Here is a 21,169-nt window from a genome sequence, read left to right on the forward strand (position 1 = left end):
CCGCGCCGCGCGTGTGCCTGCCGTCCGCGCTCAGTCCTCGATCCTCTCCAGGCCATGCGCACTGCGGTCCGCGACGCCAGCCCACGCGCCTGCCGCAAGCCCCAGCTGCGCGACCTCTTGCACCGTCAACGGCGAGAGCCGTTCGCATAGCGCGGCGATCGGCTCCCACGCGCCGTTTTCCAGTGCTTCGACCACGCTCAGCAGCAGACCCAGCACGCCCTCGCGGCGCAGGATCGCGGCCTGGATCGGACGCGACAGCGTCAGCACGTTCAATGTGTTTTCGAGCGAGCCGCCGAACACCGCATCGACGAATGAGAACACGCCGGTCAGAAACGCCGCGTCGGTTTCGTCGCGGCCGGCTTCGGGCAGGCGCTCGATCGCCAGTTCCATGAAGCGCGCGCGGGTCGCCGCGAGTTGCAGCAGCGGATCGTCTTCGAGTGCGACCTTGCGGCCGTCGGCATAAAGCAGCAGCTGCGTCCAGCGCGCGATGCGATCGGTGCCGGTTGCGTTGATCGCCTCGCGCAGCGTCGTCACCTTATAGCCGACCACCAGACCGCTCGAATTCGCGAGCTTCATCAGATGCATCACCAGCACCGGGTTCAGTTTGAGTTCGGCTTCGAGCTGCGCGACGGTCGGGTCTCCCGCCAGCAATTGCAGGAGGTTCAGCAGCGCATGGCGCGGCGCGCTGACACGGCGGCTTGCCGAGCTCTGCGGGCGCGCGAAGAAATAGCCCTGAAAGCGATCGAAGCCGAGCTCGTGCACCGCTTCGAAGTCCGCCTGCGCGTCGAGGCCCGCTGCGATCAGCAGCTTGCCCGCCGACTTCAGCACGCTCGCGAGCTTGGGCAACAGCGCACGCGGCGCGCGCTCGACGTCGATCTTGACGACGTCGGCGTAAGGCAGCAGTTTGGCGAAGGTCTCGTTGGGCTGGGTCACCTCGTCGAGCACGAAGCGATAGCGCCGCCCGTACAACTGCACGATACGCGCGATCAGTGCGTCGTCGACTTCGAGCGTCGTCGGCAGTTCGAGCATGAAGCCCTCAGCGGGCAATTGCAGAATCCCGTCGTCCAGCAACATCTCGCGGCTCACGTCGACGTATGCCGGATGTCCGGTCAGCGCGCCGCGCACATCGCTCTGAACCAGTCCACGGACGATGGCTCGCGCCACCCGTTGCGCCGGCGCGGGCGGCCGGCCCGGCAGCGCATCGCGGTTCGCCACAGGGCGCGCGTCTGCCTCGGCCATCGGCAATACCGGCGCGCGTACCTTGATTTCGTATCCGCACAGCATGCCGTCCCGGTTCAGGATCGGCTGACGTGCAAAGCTGGCAAGCAATTGCGCGTCGCCGGCCGCGCCGGTCTGGCTCTGAGTCTCGACTGCGATGGTGGTCATTCCGATCCCCGATCCGCGCCGCTGCGGCGCTCCCGCTGTATTCTGGTTCTAGCCGCACCGTGGCGTATCTTTGGGGATCAAGGTCCGAGTCCCGTGGCGCCGACGGTCTGCGCGACGATTTTAGCGCAGGCTATCGGGCCCGGACATGCTTACGACGCAATATCTCGAAATAATTGGCAAACGCTTCGCAAACGCTTCGCAAACGCTTCGCAAACGCTTCGCAAATGCTTCGGTTAACTGCAAACGGCCGCAATCGCGGCCGTTTGCATCGTGACCCGACGCGTCGTGCGACGCGCCGCGCCGCGTCTTACTTACCTTACTTCAGTACGACCTTCACGTCGAAGTACTTCGCCGCGAAGCGGTCGATCGTACCGTCCGCCTTCAGTTCCTTGAGCGCCTGGTTCAGCGCATCCTTCAACGCCTTGTCGCCCTTGCGGATGCCGAAGCCCACGCCCGCGCCGAGCAGCTTCTCGTCGGTGACGGCCGGACCCGCGAAGTCGAAGCCCGCGCCCTGCGGCTTCTTCAGAAAGCCCTTCGATGCCGCTTGCGCGTCCTGGAACGACGCATCCAGACGGCCCGACGCGAGGTCGGCGTAGATCTGATCCTGGGTCGGATACGGCACGACGTCGACGCCGGCCGGCGCCCAGCGCGCCTTCGCGTAGATTTCCTGGATCGTGCCCTGCAGCACGCCGACCCGCTTGCCCTTCAGCGATGCCGCCGTCGGCAGCAGAGCGCTGCCCTGCTTCGCGATCATCTGATTCGGGATCGTGTAGATCGGATCGGTGAAGTCGACCGCCTGGCGGCGCTGGTCGGTGATCGTCATGTCCGAGTTGATCGCGTTGAACTTGCGCGCTGCCAGCGCCGGGATCAGTCCGTCGAACGAGTTCTCGACCCACACGCATTTGGCCTTCAGCTTCGCGCACACGGCGTTGCCGACATCGATGTCGAAACCTTGCAACTCGCCCGACGGCGACTTCGATTCGAATGGCGCATACGACGCCTCGACGCCGAAGCGCACTTCCTTGATCTCGGCCGCCGACGCAGTACCTGCCGTCACCGACGCCGTCGCGAACAGCGCGAGCGCAGCCATGTTTCGCCAATTCATCTTCATTACGGGTGTTCCTCTACGGTATTGAATAAAACGGAGTCGAATCCTGGGCCGGCATGCTTGCCGCGCCCAATCGCGATTCAAACTCGTGCGGCCGTTGGGGTGCAGTCCAACAGCCGGGCGGCCGCGATTGTACAGGCTTCGCCATCCGCACCCGGCGCACGTCCGGCGACACCCGCTTCACGCGACACGACAACCTGCGCGGCGAACCTGCAGGTTCGTGTCGCGTCGAAAAGGCGACGGCAGTGCGCGGGACAGAGAGCGACAGCGAGCGACAGCGGACGCAGGCGCGACAGAATGCGCCTAGACGAGCTTCGACAACGTGTCCGCGGTGGTTTCGATCACCAGCAGACCAGCGCGCAAGCCAGGCTTGACCGTCGCGTTCGGAAACACGATGCGCTCCTCGTGGTGACGCACGGTGTAGCGATACGCGCCGTCGCGGGCGAGCAAGGTGTCTTTCGCAAACGAGGTGAAATTCGGCACGTCCGCCGCCAGCAGCAATTCGAACGCGTCGCTGTGCTTGGTGATCTGATCGATCACGGTGAACACGCGCGGCATGTTCCTGTCGGTGTCGGCGTTACCATGCGTGCCGGCCAGCAGCTGACGCACGGCCAGATCGGCGCCGGCAAAGCGCGTCAGGTCGTTCTCGCCGAACGGGCGCACCTTGCCCAGCTCCAGCGTGCATGCATCGGCGCCGCATGCATGCGCGGTGAAATGCGAGTACGTGTTGCCTTGCGTGGTGTGCAACAGCACCGCGCTGATGTGCGCGTCGCCAAGCCACTCGAACATCGCGCGTGAAAACGGCTTGCCGGTATGCGGCAGCAACGCGAACCGCTCGAACACCGATGCGCGAATCGCCGTGTGCATGTCGATATGCCAGCGCGCGCCGGGCGCCGTGGACGCCCGCGCGAAGAATTGCAGCGCCGCCTGCTCCAGCGCCGCGGCGCGCGGCGCTTCATGGCTCGCCGGCAGCTGCTGATGACGGCCGCTGAAGAGGCGGTTCAGATCGTCGTCGCGATAGCGGCACGCGTCGCGCATTGCGTCGACGTTGCCGAGAATCACCAGCAGACGGCAGGTCAGCGCCGCATTCCCTTGCGCGATATCCCGCACCAGCAGCGACAGCAGTTCGATGGGCGCAGTCTCGTCGCCGTGGATGCCGGCCGAAACCATCACGCTGCGCACGTCCGCTTCTGACGCCGCGGGCTCCATCGCCAGCACGCCGTCGTCGACCCACGACCAGCGCACGCCGCTCGCGCACACGCCTTGCGCGTCATTCGCGGCCGGCCGCATTCCCGCCAGCGTATAGGCGAGGAAATCGTCGAGCATCGGCATCGGTATCGGCGTTGGCATCGGCATCGCGGGCTCAGCGCTGGAAGTCATACAGCGAACCGAGGCCAAGAATCTGCGTGAGTTCGTCGAGCGCGGTGCGCGACTCGGCGAGCAATTGCGGATCGGTGAGATCGGCTGGCGCGAGGCGATCGCGATAATGCTTTTCGATCCACGCATCGAGACGGCCGAACAACGCGTCGTCGATCCACACGCCCCGTGCGACCGCCGCGCGCTCCGCGTCGTCGAGCACCACACGCAGACGCAGACACGCGGGTCCGCCGCCATTCTTCATGCTCTCGCGCAGGTCGAATACCAGCACGTCGTCGATCGGCCCCGTGCGCGAAGTCAGCTCGTCGAGGTAAGCCGCCACGCGCGGATTTTCGCGGCATTCCTGCGGCACGACCAATACCTGCTTGCCGTCGGGTCGCGTCAACAACTGGCTATTGAACAGATACGACGAGACCGCATCGGCCACGCTCACCTGCGCGTCCGGCACCTCGATCACGCTGAAGTCGGCGTGCAGGCCCGCGAGCTTCGCGCGCAGTTCGTCGTACACCGCGCTCTGTCCGACGAACGCGAGTTGATGACAGAACAACGTGTTGCGATTGCCGACCGCGATCACGTCGTTATGGAACACGCCCGCGTCGATTACCTCGGGGTTCTGCTGCGCATACACGGTGGCCGCTTCCTGCAGGCCATGACGATGCGCGACCGCGCGGCTCGCCTCGAAAGTCTGCCGCGCCGGATAGCGTTTCGGCTCCAACCCGCGACGATATTCGCTGCGGCCGTACACGAAGAATTCGACGCCCCGTGCACTGTATTGCTGGCAAAAGCGCGTGTGGTTCGCCGCGCCTTCGTCGCCGAGCGCCGGCGTGCCGGGCAGCGCCTCGTGCACCACGAAGCGATCGGCATCATGGAATATCGCGCCCAGGGTACGGCGCGTCGATTGATGTTCGATCGCGCGATGCAGCTTGCTGCACAGATTGGCGGGCGTGAAATGCACGCGGCCGTCGTGCGTATCGGCGGACGGGCTGACGGTCGCCGCGTTCGCGGTCCACATCGCCGACGCCGAACTGGCCGCGGCCAGCAACTCGGGTGCATGCTTCGCGACGCGTGCAATCACCGATGCGTCGTCGCCGGAAAAGCCGAGATCGCGCAACAGACGCATCGACGGACGCTCCTGCGGCGGCAGCACGCCCTGATGAAAACCGAGGTCGGCCAGTTGCTTCATCTTGCGCAGACCTTGCCGGGCCGCCGCCTTCGGATTCGCAACCGACTTCTCGTTGCTCTGCGACGCGACGTTGCCGAACGAGAGCCCCGCGTAGTTGTGGGTCGGGCCGACCAGACCGTCGAAATTGGCTTCAGTGGCTTGCATCGTCGATCCTTAGAATTGAAGGCCCGGCGAGACGCTCGCGGGCATTTGCAGTTGCGCGCTTTCGACGGACGCCATCGGGTAGGCGCAGTAGTCGGCGGCGTAGTAGGCGCTCGGCCGGTGATTGCCCGAGCGGCCCGGACCGCCGAACGGCGCGCCCGACGACGCCCCGTTGGTCGGGCGGTTCCAGTTGACGATGCCGGCGCGAATGGTGCGCTGGAAATGCGTCCACAGCGCTTCGTCGTCGGCGAGCAACCCCGCGGACAGGCCGAACGCGGTGTCGTTGGCCTGCTCCAGCGCGGCGTCGAAGCTGCCGTAGCGGACGATTTGCGCGAGCGGGCCGAAGTGCTCTTCGTCGGGCAGGTCTTTCACGTCAGTGACATCGAGAATCGCCGGCGTGACGAAGCCGAGTTGCGGATCGCGCTGCTCCATCTTCAGCAGCGCTCGCGCGCCGCCGGCAACGAGACGTTCCTGCGCGGCAACGAGCTTTGACGCGGCGCGTGCCGAAATCACCGCGCCCATGAACGGCTGCGGATCGGCGTTATATTCGCCGACGCCGATCCGCGCGGTGACCTCGGTGAAGCGCGCGATGAAGCGCTCGCCGAACGCATCGTCCGGCACGAAAATCCGGCGCGCGCACGTGCAGCGCTGGCCCGCCGACAGAAACGCCGATTGAATCGTGTGATGCACGGCGGCATCGATATCGGCCACCGGGCCGATCACGAGCGGATTGTTCCCGCCCATCTCCAGCGCCAGCACGATTTCGGGCCGGCCGCCGAACTGCTTGTGCAGCAATGTTCCGGTGTCCGAACTACCGGTAAAGAACAGGCCGTCGATCTGCCGGTGATTGGCGAGCGCGATGCCGGTGTCCTTCTCGCCCTGCACGAGATTCAGCACGCCGGCAGGCAAGCCCGCGTCGCGCCAGATCTGCACGGTGACGGCCGCCACGCCCGGCGCGAGTTCGGACGGCTTGAACACGACCGCATTGCCCGCGATCAAGGCCGGCACGATGTGCCCGTTGGGCAGATGACCCGGGAAGTTATACGGCCCGAACACGGCCACCACCCCATGCGGACGATGCCGCAACACCGCGGTGCCGTCGGCCATCGGCGAGCGCTTCTCGCCAGTGCGCTCGTTGTAGGCCTGAATCGAAATCTCGACCTTGGCGGCCATCGACGCCGCTTCGGTACGCGCTTCCCACAGCGGCTTGCCGGTTTCGCGGCCGATCGCCTCGGCCAGCGCTTCCTTGCGTTCGGTCACGAGCGCAGCGAAGCGGCGCACCACGACGCACCGCTCGTCAAGGCTCAACGCCGACCAGCTCGCGAACGCGCGCCGCGCGCTGCGCACCGCGCGATCGACATCGTCCGCCGACGCGCTGTTGCCTTGCCAAACCGTCGCGCCCGTGCCCGGGTTGTGCGACGCAAATGCGGGTCCTGTGCCGGCGGCCCATTCGCCATCGATGAAAAGCTCGCTCATGATCATCCTTGTTTGTGTTTCACCGGCAGCACGCGCACCGTGTCGCCTGCATTGACGCGCAGTGCGGCAGCCTCGGCCGCGCTCAGGCGGAACACGCCGTCGTGCGGCACGCCCGCCACCACGCCGACGCGAAAATCGCCCAGCGAAGTATTCGATATCATCGATTTCGGCTCATCGTGCGGTGCATCCGCCGGTGCACGCTCCGGTGCATCAGCAATCTCGACTTGTACGAGCACGCTCTCGCGCACCGTGCGCAAGTCGGCGATATGGCATTCGAGCACCGGACCCGCGTCGAAGATATCGACGTGATTCTCGTAGCGCAGCCCTTCCGCTTCGAGCATGCGACGCGCGGGAATCGTGTCGTTATGCGTGAGACCGACGCATTGCTGCGCCTCTTGCGGCAACAGTTCGACATACACCGGATAGCGCGGCATCAGCTCGGCGAGAAACGACTTGCGGCCATGCGAGCTCAGATAGTCCGCGGCATTGAAATCGATCTGGTAGAAATGCGAGCCGACCGCGCGCCAGAACGGCGAGGTGCCCTGCGCGTCGAAATGACCGCGCAACTCCGCGCACAGCCGCTGCGGAAAGCGCTCGCGAAACTGCGCGAGAAACATGAAGCGCGAACGCGACAGCAGCCCACCGACGCCGCTCGCGCGATAACGCGGGCTCAGGAACAGCGAGCACACTTCGGCATAACCGGTCAGGTCGTGCGAGATGTTCAGCGCGCTCATACGGGTCCAGATGCCGAGATCCTGGCTCGCATGCACCACCGTGCTCACGCGATAGTTATAGAACGGCTGCTGCAGGCCGACCGCCGTTTCGATGCCGCAGACGCCAGCCACGTCGCCGGTGTTGGTGTCTTCCATCACGAAGAAGTAGCCAGCCTCATGCGGCTCGGCCTTGTCTTCCATCGTGCGGCGAGCCCGTTCGACGCGTGCGGCCAGCGCCTCGCGATCCGGCTTGAAGGTGGTGAGGCCCGGGCCGGTTTCCTGCGCGAGCCGCATCAGCGCGTCGACATCGCCTCGTTGCACAACGCGAACGACGATCATTGCGCCTCTCCCGAATGTTCATCCCGCTGCGGCGCATGCAATGGCACGCAGCGCACCACATCGCCCTCCGTCACGCCGAGCGCGGCGCGCGCCGCGTACGACAACGACGCGCCGGCGTCCTTGCCACCCGTCAGTTCGCCGAGCACGCAGCGGAATTCGCCGTCGCCGCCGTTATGCGCGATCAGATACGTCGAGCCGTGCGCCATGGCAGACTCACGAACCACGCGCGTTTCGTTGCGCGTCACGCACGCGCTGCGATCCACCTGGGCGGTCACCACCGGGCCCGCATCGAAAATGTCGATGAAGCGATCGGTCTCGAAGCCTTCCTCGAGGTGGATCTCATACGCGAGCAGCGCCTTCGAATCCGGCTCGCCGAGCACGCGCTGCGCCGCTTCCGGCAGCAGCGGCACGTAGATCGGGTAGGTCGGCATCACTTCGGCGATGAAGGTGCGGCTGCGGCCACCTGATTCGATTTCGATGTCGGCGAAGTCGCGCCCGAAGAACTTGCGCCCCACTGCCTCCCAGAACGGCGACACGCCGTTCTCGTCGGTCACGCCGAGCAGCAGCGAGAACACCTCAGGCGTGAAGCGCTTGCGATTGGCGGCGATGTACATCATCCGCGCACGCGACATCAGATGCGCGGCGGCATCGCCGCGCAACGACGGGTCGATGTAGTAGCCGGCGAGCCGGCTCTTGCCCGTCAGTTCATGCGACATGGTCAGCGCGTGAATCTTGCGGTTCACGTGCAGCTCGCGCGACGCGTGAATCAGCGCATCGTTGCGAAACGCGTAGAACGGGTCCGCATAACCGGCCGCGGCGACGATGCTCGCGGTGCCCATCAGCTTGCCGCTTTCGCCATCTTCGAGCACGAACAGATAGAACTCCTCGCCCGGAAAATCGACTTCCGCGCGAAATGAGTCTTCCGACAACGCGACGCGCGCTTCGAGCGCGCGCCGGTCGTGCGGCAATGAATGCAGCACCGGTTGCGCGGTGCGCGCCATATGTTCGAGCGCATCGAGATCGGCGAGGCGGCCGGGACGTACGAAAAGCATCATCGTTCCTGTTGAATGTGACGCATGATTCGGTGCATGACGTGATGCATGAACTCGGTGTCGCGAATCAACGCGACACTGCTTGCGCGTTCGCGCCGACGATTTCCCCGAAGGCCTTCGTCAGACGCGCGAAGCCTTCGCTCATGTCGTCGAGCGGCATGATCAGCGACGGCACGAAACGCAGCACGTCCGGCCCCGCCATCAGCATGATCACGCCGTGCTCGCCCGCCGCGGTGACGAAATCCTTCGCGCGGCCCTTGTACGCGTCGGTCAGTTCCGCGCCGATCAGCAGTCCCTTGCCGCGCACTTGCGTGAACAGTCCGAAGCGCCCGTCGAGCTTCGCGAGGTGGCCCTTCAGTACCTCGCTGCGCGTGCGCACCCCTTCGAGCACCTTCGGGTCGCTGACCAGTTCGACCACTTTTTCCGCGATCGCCGCGCCAAGCGGATTGCCGCCGTAGGTCGTGCCGTGCACGCCGACCTTGAAATGCGCAGCCAGATCGGTGGTGGTCAGCATCGCGCCGATCGGGAAGCCGTTGCCGAGCGCCTTCGCAGTGGTCAGGATGTCCGGCGTCACGCCCGTGTCCTGATACGCGTAGAAGTGGCCGCTGCGGCCCACGCCCGTTTGCACTTCGTCGAAAATCAGCAGTGCGTTGTACTGATCGCACGCTTCACGCAGTGCCTTCAGGAAGGCCGGATCGGCCGGGATCACACCGCCCTCGCCCTGAATCGGCTCGACGATCACCGCGCAGGTTTGCGGGCCGATGGCTTTTTTCGCCGCTTCGATGTCGTTGTACGGCAAGTGGGTGATACCAGCCGGCACCGGGCCGAAGCCTTCCGAATACTTCGGCTGGCCACCGACGCTCACGGTAAAGAACGTGCGGCCATGGAACGACTGCGTAAACGAGATGATTTCGGCCTTGTCCGCGCCGTAACGCTCGAACGCAACGCGGCGCGCCAGCTTCAGCGCCGCTTCGTTGGCTTCGGCGCCCGAGTTGGCGAAGAACGCGCGGTCGGCGAAGGTCAGGTCTTCGAGACGCTTCGCGAGACGCAGCACCGGCTCGTTGGTGTAGCCATTGCCGATATGCCACAGCTTGCTGCCCTGCTCGTGCAGCACCTTGAGCAACTCGGGATGCGCGTGACCGAGCGCGGTGACGGCGATGCCGCCGGCGAAGTCGATATAGTCGCGGCCCTGCGTATCCCAAACGCGTGAGCCGAGACCGCGATCCGGTACGAAGGCGGCGGGAGCAAACACCGGCACCATGACTTCGTCGAAGGTCTGGCGTGTCACAGTCAGGTCGTTCATGGCAAATCCTCGTTACAGGTGAGAGGTAATACAGGTAGTTTAGGAAACCGCACGCAATACGTCTTGCGCATACGCGACGCTTTCTATGAGGTTCCGCGCGAATGGTGACCGGTCCTCCGGCGTCCAACCGCGCGGCCCGATCGGCGTCGGTGCCTCGTCGGTGCCCCGTTGGTGTCTTTCATTGCGCTTCGGTCCGCTTCAATCCAACTGGTCGGGCCGCTCGATCAGCGCCGCCGGCCGCGGCTCGCTGGCCGCCGCGCCGCTCGCGCCGGTCTGCCGGTCGATCCAGTTACGACGATCCTCGCGCGGTGTGACGCCAAAGCGTTCGCGATAAGCATTCGAAAAGTGCGCCGCCGACGAAAACCCGCACGCGAGGCTGATCTGCACCACCGACTTGCTGGTGCGCTGCAATTGCGTGCGCGCTTTCGACAGCCGCAACCCCAGATAGTATTTGGACGGCATCGAGCCGAGATACTGGCGAAACAGGCGCTCCAGTTGCCGCCGCGACACGCCCACGAGGCCGGCGATTTCATCGGTGGTGAGCGGGTCTTCGATATTCGCTTCCATCAGCAGCAGCGCATCGTTCAGACGCGGATGGCGCTCGCCCGGCGCGGTCACGAACGGAATGCGCTGGCGCTCCTCACCCGCGCGCAATATGCCGACGCCGAGCGTATCGGCGATGCGCTCCGCCAGCTCGGGACCATGCTCGCGGCCGATCATCGCCAGCATGAAGTCGACGGTCGCCTGACCGCCCGCGCAGGTGGCGCGATCGCGGTCGATTTCGAAAATCTGCTGGGTCACGATGGAGCGCTCGAACTGCTCGGAGAACTGCTGATAGGTCTCCCAGTTGACGCTCACGCGATAGCCGGACAACTGCCCCGCCATCGCGAGCCACCACACGCCGTGATGAATGCCCGTGACGAGCGGCGTGCGTTGACCGACGCGCGACAGGCTGGCGAGAAACAGGCGGTAGTCGGCGAATTGCTGAAACCGCTCGCTGACGATGATCAGCCAGTCGCACGCGATCGCATCGCCGAAGGCGGCGTCGGCCGGCCACTGCGCGCCGCCCGCGAGCGGCACCGCGCGGCCGTCCCACGAACACACCTGAACGCGGTACAGCGCGCGGCCGTCGATTTCATTGGCGAGATTGAGCGCGTCGACAATCGGCCCGACGCCCGACATCGACACAGGCGGCAACGCGACGATCGCGACCTGCGTGGTACGAGCCGGGCTGGACGTGCGCGCCATCTCTGATCAGTAAAACGCTTGCCGCGCGCCGCGCGTTATTTCAGGCTGCCGGACAGGAACTGCTTGAGGCGCTCGCTGCGCGGCGCGTTCAGCACGTCGGCGGGCAGGCCCTCTTCCTCGGTGCGGCCCTGATGCAGGAACATCACATGGTTCGACACGTTGCGCGCGAAACCCATTTCATGCGTGACGACGATCATTGTGCGGCCTTCTTCGGCGAGCTTCTGCATGACTTTCAACACTTCGCCGACCAGTTCGGGATCGAGCGCCGACGTGGGCTCGTCGAACAGCATCACGTCCGGGTTCATCGCGAGCGCACGCGCGATCGCCACGCGCTGCTGCTGGCCGCCCGACAGATGCGACGGATACTGCTTCTCCAGACGCGGCGCCAGACCGACCTTCTCGAGATATTCGCGGGCGCGCTCCTCCGCTTCGCGACGCGGCACGCCGAGCACGTGAATCGGCGCTTCGACGACGTTCTCGATCACGTTCATGTGCGCCCACAGGTTGAAATGCTGGAACACCATCGCGAGCTTGGTGCGGATGCGTTGCAGCTGCTTGTGATCGGCGACTTCGAGATTGCCCGCGCGGTCGGTCTTCGTCTTCACCGCTTCGCCGTCGACGACGATCTGCCCGGCGTTGGGCCGCTCGAGAAAATTGATGCAGCGCAGGAAGGTGCTCTTGCCCGAGCCGCTCGCGCCGATGATGCTGATCACGTCGCCCTTGTTCGCATTGAGCGATACGCCCTTGAGCACTTCGTTGTCGCCGTAGCGCTTGTGGATGTCCTGTACGGCGAGCTTGCAAGCTTCGGTTTGAGTGGTATGGAGCAAGATGCTCTCCCTGTGAAAATACGGATCAATCTTCGACGGCGCCCTTTCCCGACGCCCGCCCGCTGCTGGGCCACACGCTCGACGTGCGGCGCACTCAATGCGTACGCACCGCCAGATAAGCCAGCCAGTGACGCTCGGCGCGACGGAACAACGCCACCAGCGCGAACGACACGGCGAGGTAAAGCAGCGCCGCGAGGCCGAACGCGTTGAACGACTGGTAGGTGGCCGAGTTCACGTCGCGCGCCACCTTCAGGATGTCCGGCACCGTGGCCGTAAACGCGACCGTGGTGGCGTGCAGCATCAGGATCACTTCGTTACTGTACAACGGCAACGCCCGCCGCAGCGCGGACGGTATCACAATGCGCCGGTACATCGTGAACCAGCTCATCCCGTACGCGCGGGCCGCTTCGACTTCACCGTGCGATGTCGAGCGGATCGCGCCGGCGAAAATCTCGGTGGTGTACGCGCAGGTGTTCAATGCGAACGCGAGAATCGCGCAGTGAAAACCGCTGCGAAAGAACGCGTCCAGCAGATTGTGCGAACGCACGAACGCGAGGCTGTAGATGCCGGTATAGATGAGCAGCAACTGCACGTACAGCGGCGTGCCGCGAAACACATACGTGTAGACGCGCACCGGTGTCGACAGCCAGCGCTTCTTCGACACGCGCGCCACCGCCAGCGGAATCGACACGACGAAGCCGATCCCGATCGACGCCACCAGCAGCCACAGCGTCACCGCCAGACCCGACATGCGCTGGCCGTCCCAGAACAGGAACGCGCGCCAGAATTGATTGATGATGTCGATCATGATGCTCAGAGCTCCGCGTGCCGCACGCCGATCGAATAGCGCCGGCCCAGCCAGATCAGCACGAGATTCGATACCGTGGTGATCGCCAGATAGATCAGCGCGGCGATCAGAATGAAGAAGAACATGTTGAAGGTGCTCTTGCCAGCGTCCTGTGCGGCCTTGACCACGTCGGCCAGACCGATGATCGACACCAGCGCGGTCGCCTTGACCAGCACCTGCCAGTTGTTGCCGATGCCGGGCAGCGCGAAACGCATCATCTGCGGAAACAGGATGCGCGCGAACACGCGGGCGCCGCTCATGCCGTAGGCGCTGCCCGCTTCGAGCTGACCGCGCGGCACCGCCAGAAACGCACCGCGAAAAGTCTCGGTGAAGTACGCGCCGTAAATGAAGCCGAGCGTCAGCACGCCGGCCACGAACGGATCGATGTCGATCTGCTCCCAGCCGAGCAGGTCGGTCAGGTTGTTCAGCCAGATCTGGATGCTGTAGAACAGCAGCAGCATCAGCACGAGGTCGGGCACCGAGCGGATCAGCGTCGTATAGCCGGTCGCGATGGCCCGCAGCGGGCGGTTGAAGGACAGTTTCGCCGCCGCGCCCGCGAGGCCGAGCAGCACGGCGGCCGCGAGCGACAGGACGGACAGCTCGATCGTCTGGATCGTGCCGGCCAGCAACACCGGACCAAAGCCGTAAAGGAACACGCGTGTCTCCATCCAGGTTTATTGAACATCTCACGGACGGCGGCGGCCTGGGCCTGCCCAACTCATCCGGCATGGCGCGCAGTCTCGCAAGCGAAAATCAATTTCTCAAATGGAGGGCGCGGTTTTTGCTGCGCCGCACCATCGCACGAGCGGCAGAGCGTGCAGCCGGTAGCGGTTGGTTTTGCGGGGGGATATGTTCTGGCAAGGACTCGCGCGGACGACGGGCGCCGCCGCGGTTTTAGCAAGTTTCGGGTCGCTTTTTCGATAGGCCGCGCGAGCCCGGCGGCGTGCAAAATTCGCCGCGGCGCGGGCTGCAAGGACTCATGGATGCATCACGAAGGCTCGGATGCATCATGAAAGCTGGGTGCATCACGCAGGCGTCATGAAGCCGTCAGGCGATTCATCCACGCGTGGCGAGTTGCTTTCGCCGATGCGTCAATTCATTCCCAGCCGCGCCCGGATCGCCGGCAACATGTGCTCGACCGCCGCGCGTCCTTCTTCGATCGCCGGCGCCGCGCGATGAAAGTCGAAAATCCCCATCCCGCCGAGGCGCGGCTGAATCAGGATGTCGGCCGGCTCGCCGGCGAGCCGGCTGCGCGTGATCCGCACCTGCATGATGTCGATGCTTTGCGCAACCGAACTCAGCATCGACGGCACGCGTGCGCTCGGCGCGGGCGGCACGCGCACGTCGTCGCTGACGCTCGCGTCGGACGGCGCGAGCCAGCGCGGCCAGGGCTTGCCATTGCGACGCAGTGCAACCGGCGGCGGCGCGGTCGGATCGATCGCGGGCGTTTCGATCACTGCGCCGCCGAAGTCGCGGCCGTTCAGAATATCGTTGTTCAGGTCGATCGCGATCACGCAATCCGCACGCATGCCGCGCGCCACCGAGACCGGCACCGGATTGCTCAGGCCGCCGTCCACCAGCCACACGCCGTTGTGCCACACCGGCGTGAAAATGCCCGGAATCGCAATCGACGCGCGCACGCAATCGATCGTGCTGCCGTCCTGCAGCCAGATTTCGCGGCCCGTATCGAGCTCGGTGGCGACCGCGGCGAACGGCATGTTCAACTGCCCGATGGAGCAGCCGCTGAACTTGTCCGCGAATAGCTGGATCACCTTGCGCCCGCCGAGCAGACCGCCCGAAATCCGCAGATCGAGCAGCCGCACCACCGTCTGCCACGTGAGCTGCGAGACCCATTCTTCGAGCCAGTCGAGGTCGCCATTCGCATACACCGCGCCGACCAGCGCGCCGATCGACGTGCCACATACCACGTCGGGCTTGATGCCCGCCTCCTGCAATGCGCGAATCGCACCGATATGCGCCCAGCCACGTGCGGCGCCGCCTCCCAACACCAGCCCGATCCGGCTGTACCGACGTCGACGTATCATTTTTGTGCCCGTCTTCTATCGACTATCGCCCGCGTATCACGTCCGAGCGCGATGTCGTGTACACCTTCAGATTCTGGTCGAAGTGCACGTTGAAAATACCTTCTTCGGTGATGCCGCCTTCGCGCCACTTCCAGCTCCACACGGTCTCCGGCTTCAGCGGAAACACCGCGATTTCTCCCGGCTTGCCGAGCAACCGGCGTACCTCGTCCTCGCTCATGCCCATGCGGATCTTCGCGAACGTGGCGGCGGTCAGCACCTGGGTGATCGCCTGCAGTTTGCCGTCGCGGTCGATGTCGACCATGTATGTGTTCAGGCCTTGCGGGCCGCGCGGATATTCGAAGCGCTTCGAGCCGTCGGTGAAGGTGCGCTCGGTTTCCGGCTTGCCCATCTGGTCACGAATCTGCGCTTCGGTCGTGACGCCCGGCGTCATGCCTTTGAGCAGCAACGCATCGGGCTTGACGGCGTTGAAGAAGTCCTTGAGTTTTTGCACGGCGTAGTCGCTCTGTCGATCGTCGCAGCCGGCGAGCGCGACACACGCGGCCAGCATTGCGACGGTAAACGGTTTGAGGCTCACAGCAAACTCCCTGTTCGGCGCAGCGTCGCCCATGCGCGCCGCCCCGATTTGTAGTGTGTACTACAAGGATAACCGCGCACGGAGAAAACCGCGAGCGAGACGGGCGCGATACGGCGGGCACGACAAGGCGGGCACGACACGGCGCATGGCCGTCGCGCTAGCGGACGGACCGTCGGTAGAGGTGCTGAAGAAGCCCGCGCGATGCGTCGGGAAAGTGCGGCGCCGAACCTTGGGTTCGCGTGCGTTTCATCGCGTGCGGGTTGCGAAAAAACGTCGCCAGAAGCAAAAAGGCGACGCTGTCCACAGCGTCGCCAGGTCGGTTGATAGCGTCAACCGGAAGTGACAGCGGCCCACTGGCCGCCCAGGTTCGAAGCACCTCGGACGACGCGCAGCGGTCTGGTTCCGGACGAAGCGGTGAGCAACCTTGGCTACTCACCTTGCGCCATCGCCGGAATGGCAAACCGCCGCTTGTTTGGCCGCCCTGGTCCCTCGATAAGCCTTCCAAGTCGTTCTAATTTAACCGCATTGGACGCTTTAGACGAGAGCGCGTTTACACCGAATCGGCAGATGATTTGCGTTTGGGGCCGGTGCGCACGCACCGACAATACGCCGCCTTGGCCTCAACCAGCGGCGCATTCAAACGGGCACCACGGCTCGCCACATCGACGCCAAGGAAAACTGCGATCGAAACTCGCGCGCACGTCCAAATGCACACGGATCACGCATCGACTGCGGCCGCATTCAGCGCTTCGCTGAGCGGTTGCGAACCACTCAGATCACGCGGAACCCGTGCGTACCATCGCGCGAGAGTTGCGCGAGCAGCCCATACTCCCACTCCAGATACGCGTTCATCGCCTCGTGCGCGTTGTCGGTACCCTCGTACGGACGCCGGTAATGATCGATACGCGGCGACGCCATGCGCGTGTCGCCGCTCTCGACCGGCAAGCCCGCCTCGATCCACGCGGCCGTACCGCCGCTGAGCACCTGGACCGGGCGGCCGGTCGCCGCCGCCAGCTCGGGCGCAACAAAAAGCGCCAGCAGGCTGCCGCCCCCCGTCACGACATATCGCTGCGCATCCGGCAACTTGCGCAGCGCATCCTCGAGTTGGCTGCGAATCACGAACCACGCGCCCGGAATGTGCCGCCTCACATAGTTCGGACTGCTCGCGAAATCGAGCACGACCGTGCCGCGCGATTGCAGCAGCGCGACCAGTTCGGCCGGCGCGATCTCGTCGACGACAGGTGGCGCGGGCGCACGGCGCGCGGCCGGCGCCGGGCCTTTCTCGCCGAAGTCCGCAGCCGTCAGACCGTCGACCACATACGCCTCGATGTTCATCTGCGCGAGCCACGACGCACTCATGTTCGCGCGCACCCCGTCGCTGTCCGCGAGGATCACCCGCGCGCCGCGCACCGGCGCGAACATGTCGATTTCCTGCACCAGCTCGCCGCCCGGCGCGCTGCGAAAACCGGGCACGTGGCCGGCTTCGTATTCCTCCGGCGTGCGCACGTCGAAGCGATACACAGTGCGCACCGCTTCGTCGGCCCAGCGGCGTGCTTCGTCACGCGACGTGCGGCCCACGCGCGCACGATCGGCGAGCACGCGTGCAGCGTCGGCGGCCTCGAGACGGCGGGCGTCGTCGGCAACCGGTTCGACGCGGCGCGAACCGCCGTGCGCGAGCGCCTGACCCGCCAGCGTCCAACCGATCGTGCCATTGCGCAGCGCCACCACCGGATTCGGCACGCCGGCATTGATCAACGACTGCGCGCCGAGAATGCTGCGCGTGCGCCCTGCGCAATTCACGACGATCAGCGTGGCCCGATCCGGTGCGAGTTGCCGTGCGCGCAGCACCAATTCTGCGCCCGGCACGCTGATGCTGCCGGGAATGTTCATGGTCTGATATTCGTCGAAGCGGCGCGCGTCGAGCACCACCACGTCGGCTTCGCGATCGAGCAGCGCCTGCAGCTGCGGCGCGCTCACCGACGGCGTATGACGCACGCTTTGCACCAGTTCACCGAATGCCTTGCTCGGTACGTTGACATCCTTGAACAGCTCACCGCCCGCCTCGTGCCAGCCGCGCAGTCCACCTTCGAGCAAGGCGACCTCGGTATAACCCAGTTCGGTCAGGCGAAGCGCGGCGCGCGCCGCAAGCCCTTCGCCGTCGTCGAACACGACGATCGGCACCGTGCGACGCGGCAGGCGCACCGGCGCGTCCAGTTCCAGACGCGACAACGGCAGATTGGCGGCAAACAGCGGATGATTGCGTGCGTGCAGATCTTCCTCGCGCACATCGAGCAGCGCGATTTCGTCGCGATCGACCAGCGCGCGGCGCACGTCTTGAAACGATCGGATACGAAATTCGTGAGCGACGATCATGAGATTGGAGCCTCCTTCGGAACATTCCAGAGATTCGGCAACACGTCGTTCGAGTAGCCTGAAACAAAGGTCTTGCGGCCCGCGCCTGCGGTAAAAACCGATCATGTCACCGTGCCGATGTTTCCACCGTACACGTGAATGCCAATCGACGCACGATCATTAAAAGCATTGCTCGCGCGATGCACATCGCCAGGCCTCGGCGATACCATGTCCACTTCGCATGTCCACTTCGCCGCACTCGATGGGTCGTGGCGAGCCGTCTTCGATCAACCCACCGCGCGGGCCTGGACGATATTGTTGTGCAATTTCCGCGCCACGACGCACGCCGATCAAGCCCCACACCGTGTGATCGCGTACGGGTGTCGATTGCCCAGGACCTCATACGAAACTCACGACTGAAAATCGCTGCCGCGCATCCGCGTACGACAGGTATTGCCGGTAGCGCTTGGGCTCGGGCTACGCGAATGCGTCGGGCAACCAGTCGTCGTGCGTGACAAGTTCGCGCAATGCGACGGCGCTGGCTTCGAGCCGATGCGCTTTGTTGTTGGCTTTCTTGTTGGCTTTCTTGTTGGCTTTCTTGTTGGCTTTCTTGTTGGCTTTCTTGTTGGCTTTCTTGTTGGCTTTCTTGTTGGCTTTGTTGTTGGCTTTGTTGTTGGCTTCGTTGTTGGCTTCGTTGTTGGCTTCGTTGTTGGCTTCGTTGTTGGCTTTGTTGTTGGTTTTGTTGCGCGCTTTGTTGTGAGCTTCGTTGTGAGCTTCGCAGTGAGGGGCCTCGCCAGCGAGCGAGGCTTCATCGACGAGCGACGCAACCCGGCCGACGAACGCGCGCAGCCGGTCCAGCCTCGGCGCTTGAGTCATGGATCGTTCGCGACAGAGAGATCGGCAAAGCTCGGGCACGCGCCTCTGCGCTCAGCCCGCCACGCTCTCAATGCGTGTAATGCGTGTAATGCGTTCCAGCGTTGCGGGAATCAGCTCGCGGCCGCAATCGATCGTCGATACGCGCGTAGCGTTCGTCGTGCAACAGGTAATCGCATCGACGCCGACAAATCCCCTCGCTGAACGTGGACATGCGCGCGTCGTCAGCAGAAAAACCGAAGCTTTGCCACAATGCCCCATCGCGCGAAAGCGCCGCAAACAGCAAACCAACAGACAATGATCCCCTTCTCGGTCCTCGACCTCTCGCCCGTCACCGCGGGCGCCACGCCGGCGCACGCGTTCAGGAACACGCTCGGTCTCGCCCAGCACGCGGAACGCTGGAACTATCGGCGCTTCTGGCTGGCCGAGCATCACAACATGACCGGCATCGCGAGCGCGGCGACGTCGGTGGTGATCGGCTATGTCGCGGGCGGCACGAAGACGATCCGCGTCGGCTCCGGCGGCATCATGCTGCCGAATCACGCGCCGCTCGTCATCGCGGAACAGTTCGGCACGCTCGCGTCCCTCTATCCCGACCGGATCGATCTCGGCCTCGGCCGCGCGCCCGGCACCGACCAGACTACCGCCCGCGCGCTGCGCCGCGATCTGCAAAACAGCGCCGAGTCGTTCCCCGACGACGTCGTCGAGTTACAGCGCTATTTCGCCGACCCGGTCCCCGGCCAGCGGATTCGCGCGGTGCCGGGCGCGGGGCTGAACGTGCCGCTGTGGCTGCTCGGCTCGTCGCTGTTCAGCGCGCAACTGGCGGCGGCGCTCGGCCTGCCGTTCGCGTTCGCGTCGCACTTCGCGCCCGACTACATGCTCAGCGCGCTCAAGGTTTATCGCGAGCAGTTCCGGCCGTCGGCGACGCTCGCCAAACCGTATGCGATGGTTGGCGTCAATCTGTTCGCCGCCGACAGCAACGACGAAGCGCAACGTCTGTTCACGTCGCTGCAGCAGCAGTTCATCAACCTGCGACGCGGCACACCTGGCCAGTTGCAACCCCCGGTCGAGCGGCTCGAAGCGTCGGAGATGGAGTTGCACGGCGTCGCGCACTCGCTCGCCTGCACCGTGCTCGGCGATCGCAACGCAGTACGCGCAGGACTCCTGTCGATCATCGATCAGACCGGCGCGGACGAGCTGATGCTTACCGCGCAGATCTACGATCACGACGCACGGCTGCGCTCATTCGAGATCGGCGCGCAGGTGCGCGACGAGTTGACGGCCAGCCGCTAACGACCCAGGTGAAGACAGGCGGACGAAACAAGGGCGGCCCACTGCCGCCCGGCTCACGACGCCCGCAACTCACGAACCCCCTTACCTATGCGCCGCCGCAGCAGCGTGCGCAGCGTCACGCCGTCCGCGTAACCGACCTGCTCGGCGATGCGATCCACGCTAAGCTTGCTCGTCTTCAGCAGATGGACCGCGCGCTCGACCCGCAGATCCTGTATGTACTCGACGGGCGTTTTACCGAGCACTTCATTCAGACGTCGCGTCAATGTCCGCTTGCTGGTCGCCAATTCTTCAGCGGCGTCGTCGAGCGCGATGGCCGTGTCGAGGTGTTCGCGCACCCAGCGGTCGAAACGCTCGACGAGCGGGTCCGAATGGGCCAGGTGATCGGAGATCGCAAAGGCAGACTGCGACGGCCGCGAATCGAATACGAGGTACTTGCCTACCAGCGCCGCAAGCTCCGGGCTGTTGTTGCGGATCAGCCAGAGCGCCAGATCGAGATGGCTCAGGGCGGCCCCCGCCGTCACCGTGTCGCCGCTGGGAACGACGATGCGATGCACATCCAGGTGCACCTCGGGGTAACGCTGCCGGAACACCGGTGAGAGCCACCAGGTGGTCGTGGCTTCGCCCCCGTCGAGCAAGCCGCTTTCGGCCAGCACGAACGTACCCGTACAGGCGGCGCCGATATGAGCGCCGGCACTGTGCCACGAGCGCAATGCACCTAGCGCATCGATGACGTCGGCCCGACCGAGCGAAGGCAAGAGCAGGTCCGTCGTCGTCCTGTTGAGCGCCGGTACGACGACCCAATCCGGGGCGGGGGCGTCTGTCATATCGCGCACGGGCACCTGCAGCCCAAGCGCGGTGCGCACCTCGGGCCGCATCCCCACAACGGTGATGTCGAAGCCCGGTATGGCCATCCCGGTGGCGCGCGCAAGGTCGTTGGCTGTCGTCAGGGCATCGAGCACGGCGGTGAGGCCGGTGTCGAACACCCCCTCGAGCGCAAGAACAAAAATCCGCATGGCAGGATCGATACCAAAA

17 protein-coding genes and 1 pseudogene are annotated in these 21,169 nt (G+C 64.9%); 1 reads left to right on the top strand and 17 read right to left on the bottom strand.

Annotated features, from left to right (window positions below; genetic code table 11):
* Positions 1–30 precede the first annotated feature (30 nt).
* The 16 genes and pseudogenes from BN2475_RS18435 to BN2475_RS36550 form a co-directional block, all read right to left on the bottom strand.
* Positions 31–1,386, bottom strand: a complete 1,356-nt coding sequence (locus tag BN2475_RS18435; protein WP_094780938.1) for an EAL and HDOD domain-containing protein — start codon at positions 1,384–1,386, stop codon at positions 31–33.
* 316 nt (positions 1,387–1,702) lie between these two features.
* Complete coding sequence (locus BN2475_RS18440) at positions 1,703–2,497, bottom strand: ABC transporter substrate-binding protein (RefSeq protein ID WP_094780939.1); 795 nt, start codon at positions 2,495–2,497, stop codon at positions 1,703–1,705.
* Positions 2,498–2,797: 300 nt separating this feature from the next.
* Positions 2,798–3,874, bottom strand: a complete 1,077-nt coding sequence (gene astE / locus BN2475_RS18445) for a succinylglutamate desuccinylase (RefSeq protein WP_174641981.1) — start codon at positions 3,872–3,874, stop codon at positions 2,798–2,800.
* Complete coding sequence (gene astB, locus BN2475_RS18450) at positions 3,858–5,198, bottom strand: N-succinylarginine dihydrolase (RefSeq protein WP_094780940.1); 1,341 nt, start codon at positions 5,196–5,198, stop codon at positions 3,858–3,860. Before astB ends, astE begins: the two co-directional genes overlap by 17 nt.
* Positions 5,199–5,207: 9 nt before the next feature.
* Complete coding sequence (gene astD, locus BN2475_RS18455) at positions 5,208–6,671, bottom strand: succinylglutamate-semialdehyde dehydrogenase (RefSeq protein WP_094780997.1); 1,464 nt, start codon at positions 6,669–6,671, stop codon at positions 5,208–5,210.
* A 2-nt stretch (positions 6,672–6,673) separates the two neighbouring features.
* Positions 6,674–7,723 (bottom strand): arginine N-succinyltransferase, encoded by a 1,050-nt coding sequence (astA, locus tag BN2475_RS18460; protein ID WP_094780941.1) that lies wholly within the window; start codon positions 7,721–7,723, stop codon positions 6,674–6,676.
* Positions 7,720–8,775 (bottom strand): arginine/ornithine succinyltransferase subunit alpha, encoded by a 1,056-nt coding sequence (aruF, locus tag BN2475_RS18465; protein ID WP_094780998.1) that lies wholly within the window; start codon positions 8,773–8,775, stop codon positions 7,720–7,722. The genes astA and aruF overlap by 4 nt, the downstream gene beginning before the upstream one ends.
* Positions 8,776–8,842: 67 nt before the next feature.
* Positions 8,843–10,078, bottom strand: coding sequence for an aspartate aminotransferase family protein (locus BN2475_RS18470; protein WP_094780942.1), 1,236 nt, complete (start codon positions 10,076–10,078; stop codon positions 8,843–8,845).
* Positions 10,079–10,276: 198 nt separating this feature from the next.
* Complete coding sequence (locus BN2475_RS18475; RefSeq protein WP_094780943.1) at positions 10,277–11,326, bottom strand: GlxA family transcriptional regulator; 1,050 nt, start codon at positions 11,324–11,326, stop codon at positions 10,277–10,279.
* Positions 11,327–11,361: 35 nt separating this feature from the next.
* Positions 11,362–12,153 carry an ABC transporter ATP-binding protein gene (locus BN2475_RS18480; RefSeq protein WP_094780944.1) on the bottom strand — a complete coding sequence of 264 codons (792 nt, stop codon included), beginning with the start codon at positions 12,151–12,153 and terminating at the stop codon, positions 11,362–11,364.
* A gap of 94 nt (positions 12,154–12,247) precedes the next feature.
* Complete coding sequence (locus BN2475_RS18485) at positions 12,248–12,961, bottom strand: ABC transporter permease (protein WP_094780945.1); 714 nt, start codon at positions 12,959–12,961, stop codon at positions 12,248–12,250.
* A gap of 5 nt (positions 12,962–12,966) precedes the next feature.
* Entirely contained in the window at positions 12,967–13,656 is a 690-nt protein-coding gene (locus tag BN2475_RS18490) for an ABC transporter permease (protein ID WP_094780999.1), read from the bottom strand.
* Positions 13,657–14,091: 435 nt separating this feature from the next.
* Positions 14,092–15,045, bottom strand: a complete 954-nt coding sequence (locus BN2475_RS18495) for a patatin-like phospholipase family protein (RefSeq protein WP_094780946.1) — start codon at positions 15,043–15,045, stop codon at positions 14,092–14,094.
* Positions 15,046–15,067: 22 nt separating this feature from the next.
* The gene (locus BN2475_RS18500; protein ID WP_094781000.1) at positions 15,068–15,619 is read right to left on the bottom strand and encodes a hypothetical protein; all 552 of its coding nucleotides are present in this window, start codon (positions 15,617–15,619) and stop codon (positions 15,068–15,070) included.
* A 771-nt stretch (positions 15,620–16,390) separates the two neighbouring features.
* Positions 16,391–17,992, bottom strand: a complete 1,602-nt coding sequence (locus BN2475_RS18505; protein WP_094780947.1) for a rhodanese homology domain-containing protein — start codon at positions 17,990–17,992, stop codon at positions 16,391–16,393.
* Positions 17,989–18,532, bottom strand: a pseudogene (locus tag BN2475_RS36550) (cysteine dioxygenase family protein); the annotation flags it as partial. The pseudogene BN2475_RS36550 and the gene BN2475_RS18505, both read right to left, overlap by 4 nt.
* A gap of 609 nt (positions 18,533–19,141) precedes the next feature.
* Between BN2475_RS36550 and BN2475_RS18525 the strand changes: the two are divergent.
* A complete protein-coding gene (locus tag BN2475_RS18525; RefSeq protein WP_094780949.1) occupies positions 19,142–20,137 on the top strand; it encodes an LLM class flavin-dependent oxidoreductase in 996 nt (331 codons plus the stop codon).
* 53 nt (positions 20,138–20,190) lie between these two features.
* On the opposite strand, the gene BN2475_RS18530 is transcribed toward BN2475_RS18525, so the two are convergent.
* Positions 20,191–21,150, bottom strand: coding sequence for a GlxA family transcriptional regulator (locus tag BN2475_RS18530; protein ID WP_094780950.1), 960 nt, complete (start codon positions 21,148–21,150; stop codon positions 20,191–20,193).
* Positions 21,151–21,169 lie beyond the last annotated feature (19 nt).

Source organism: Paraburkholderia ribeironis (genome assembly GCF_900019265.1).
In the GTDB taxonomy this organism is placed as follows: Bacteria; Pseudomonadota; Gammaproteobacteria; order Burkholderiales; family Burkholderiaceae; genus Paraburkholderia; species Paraburkholderia ribeironis.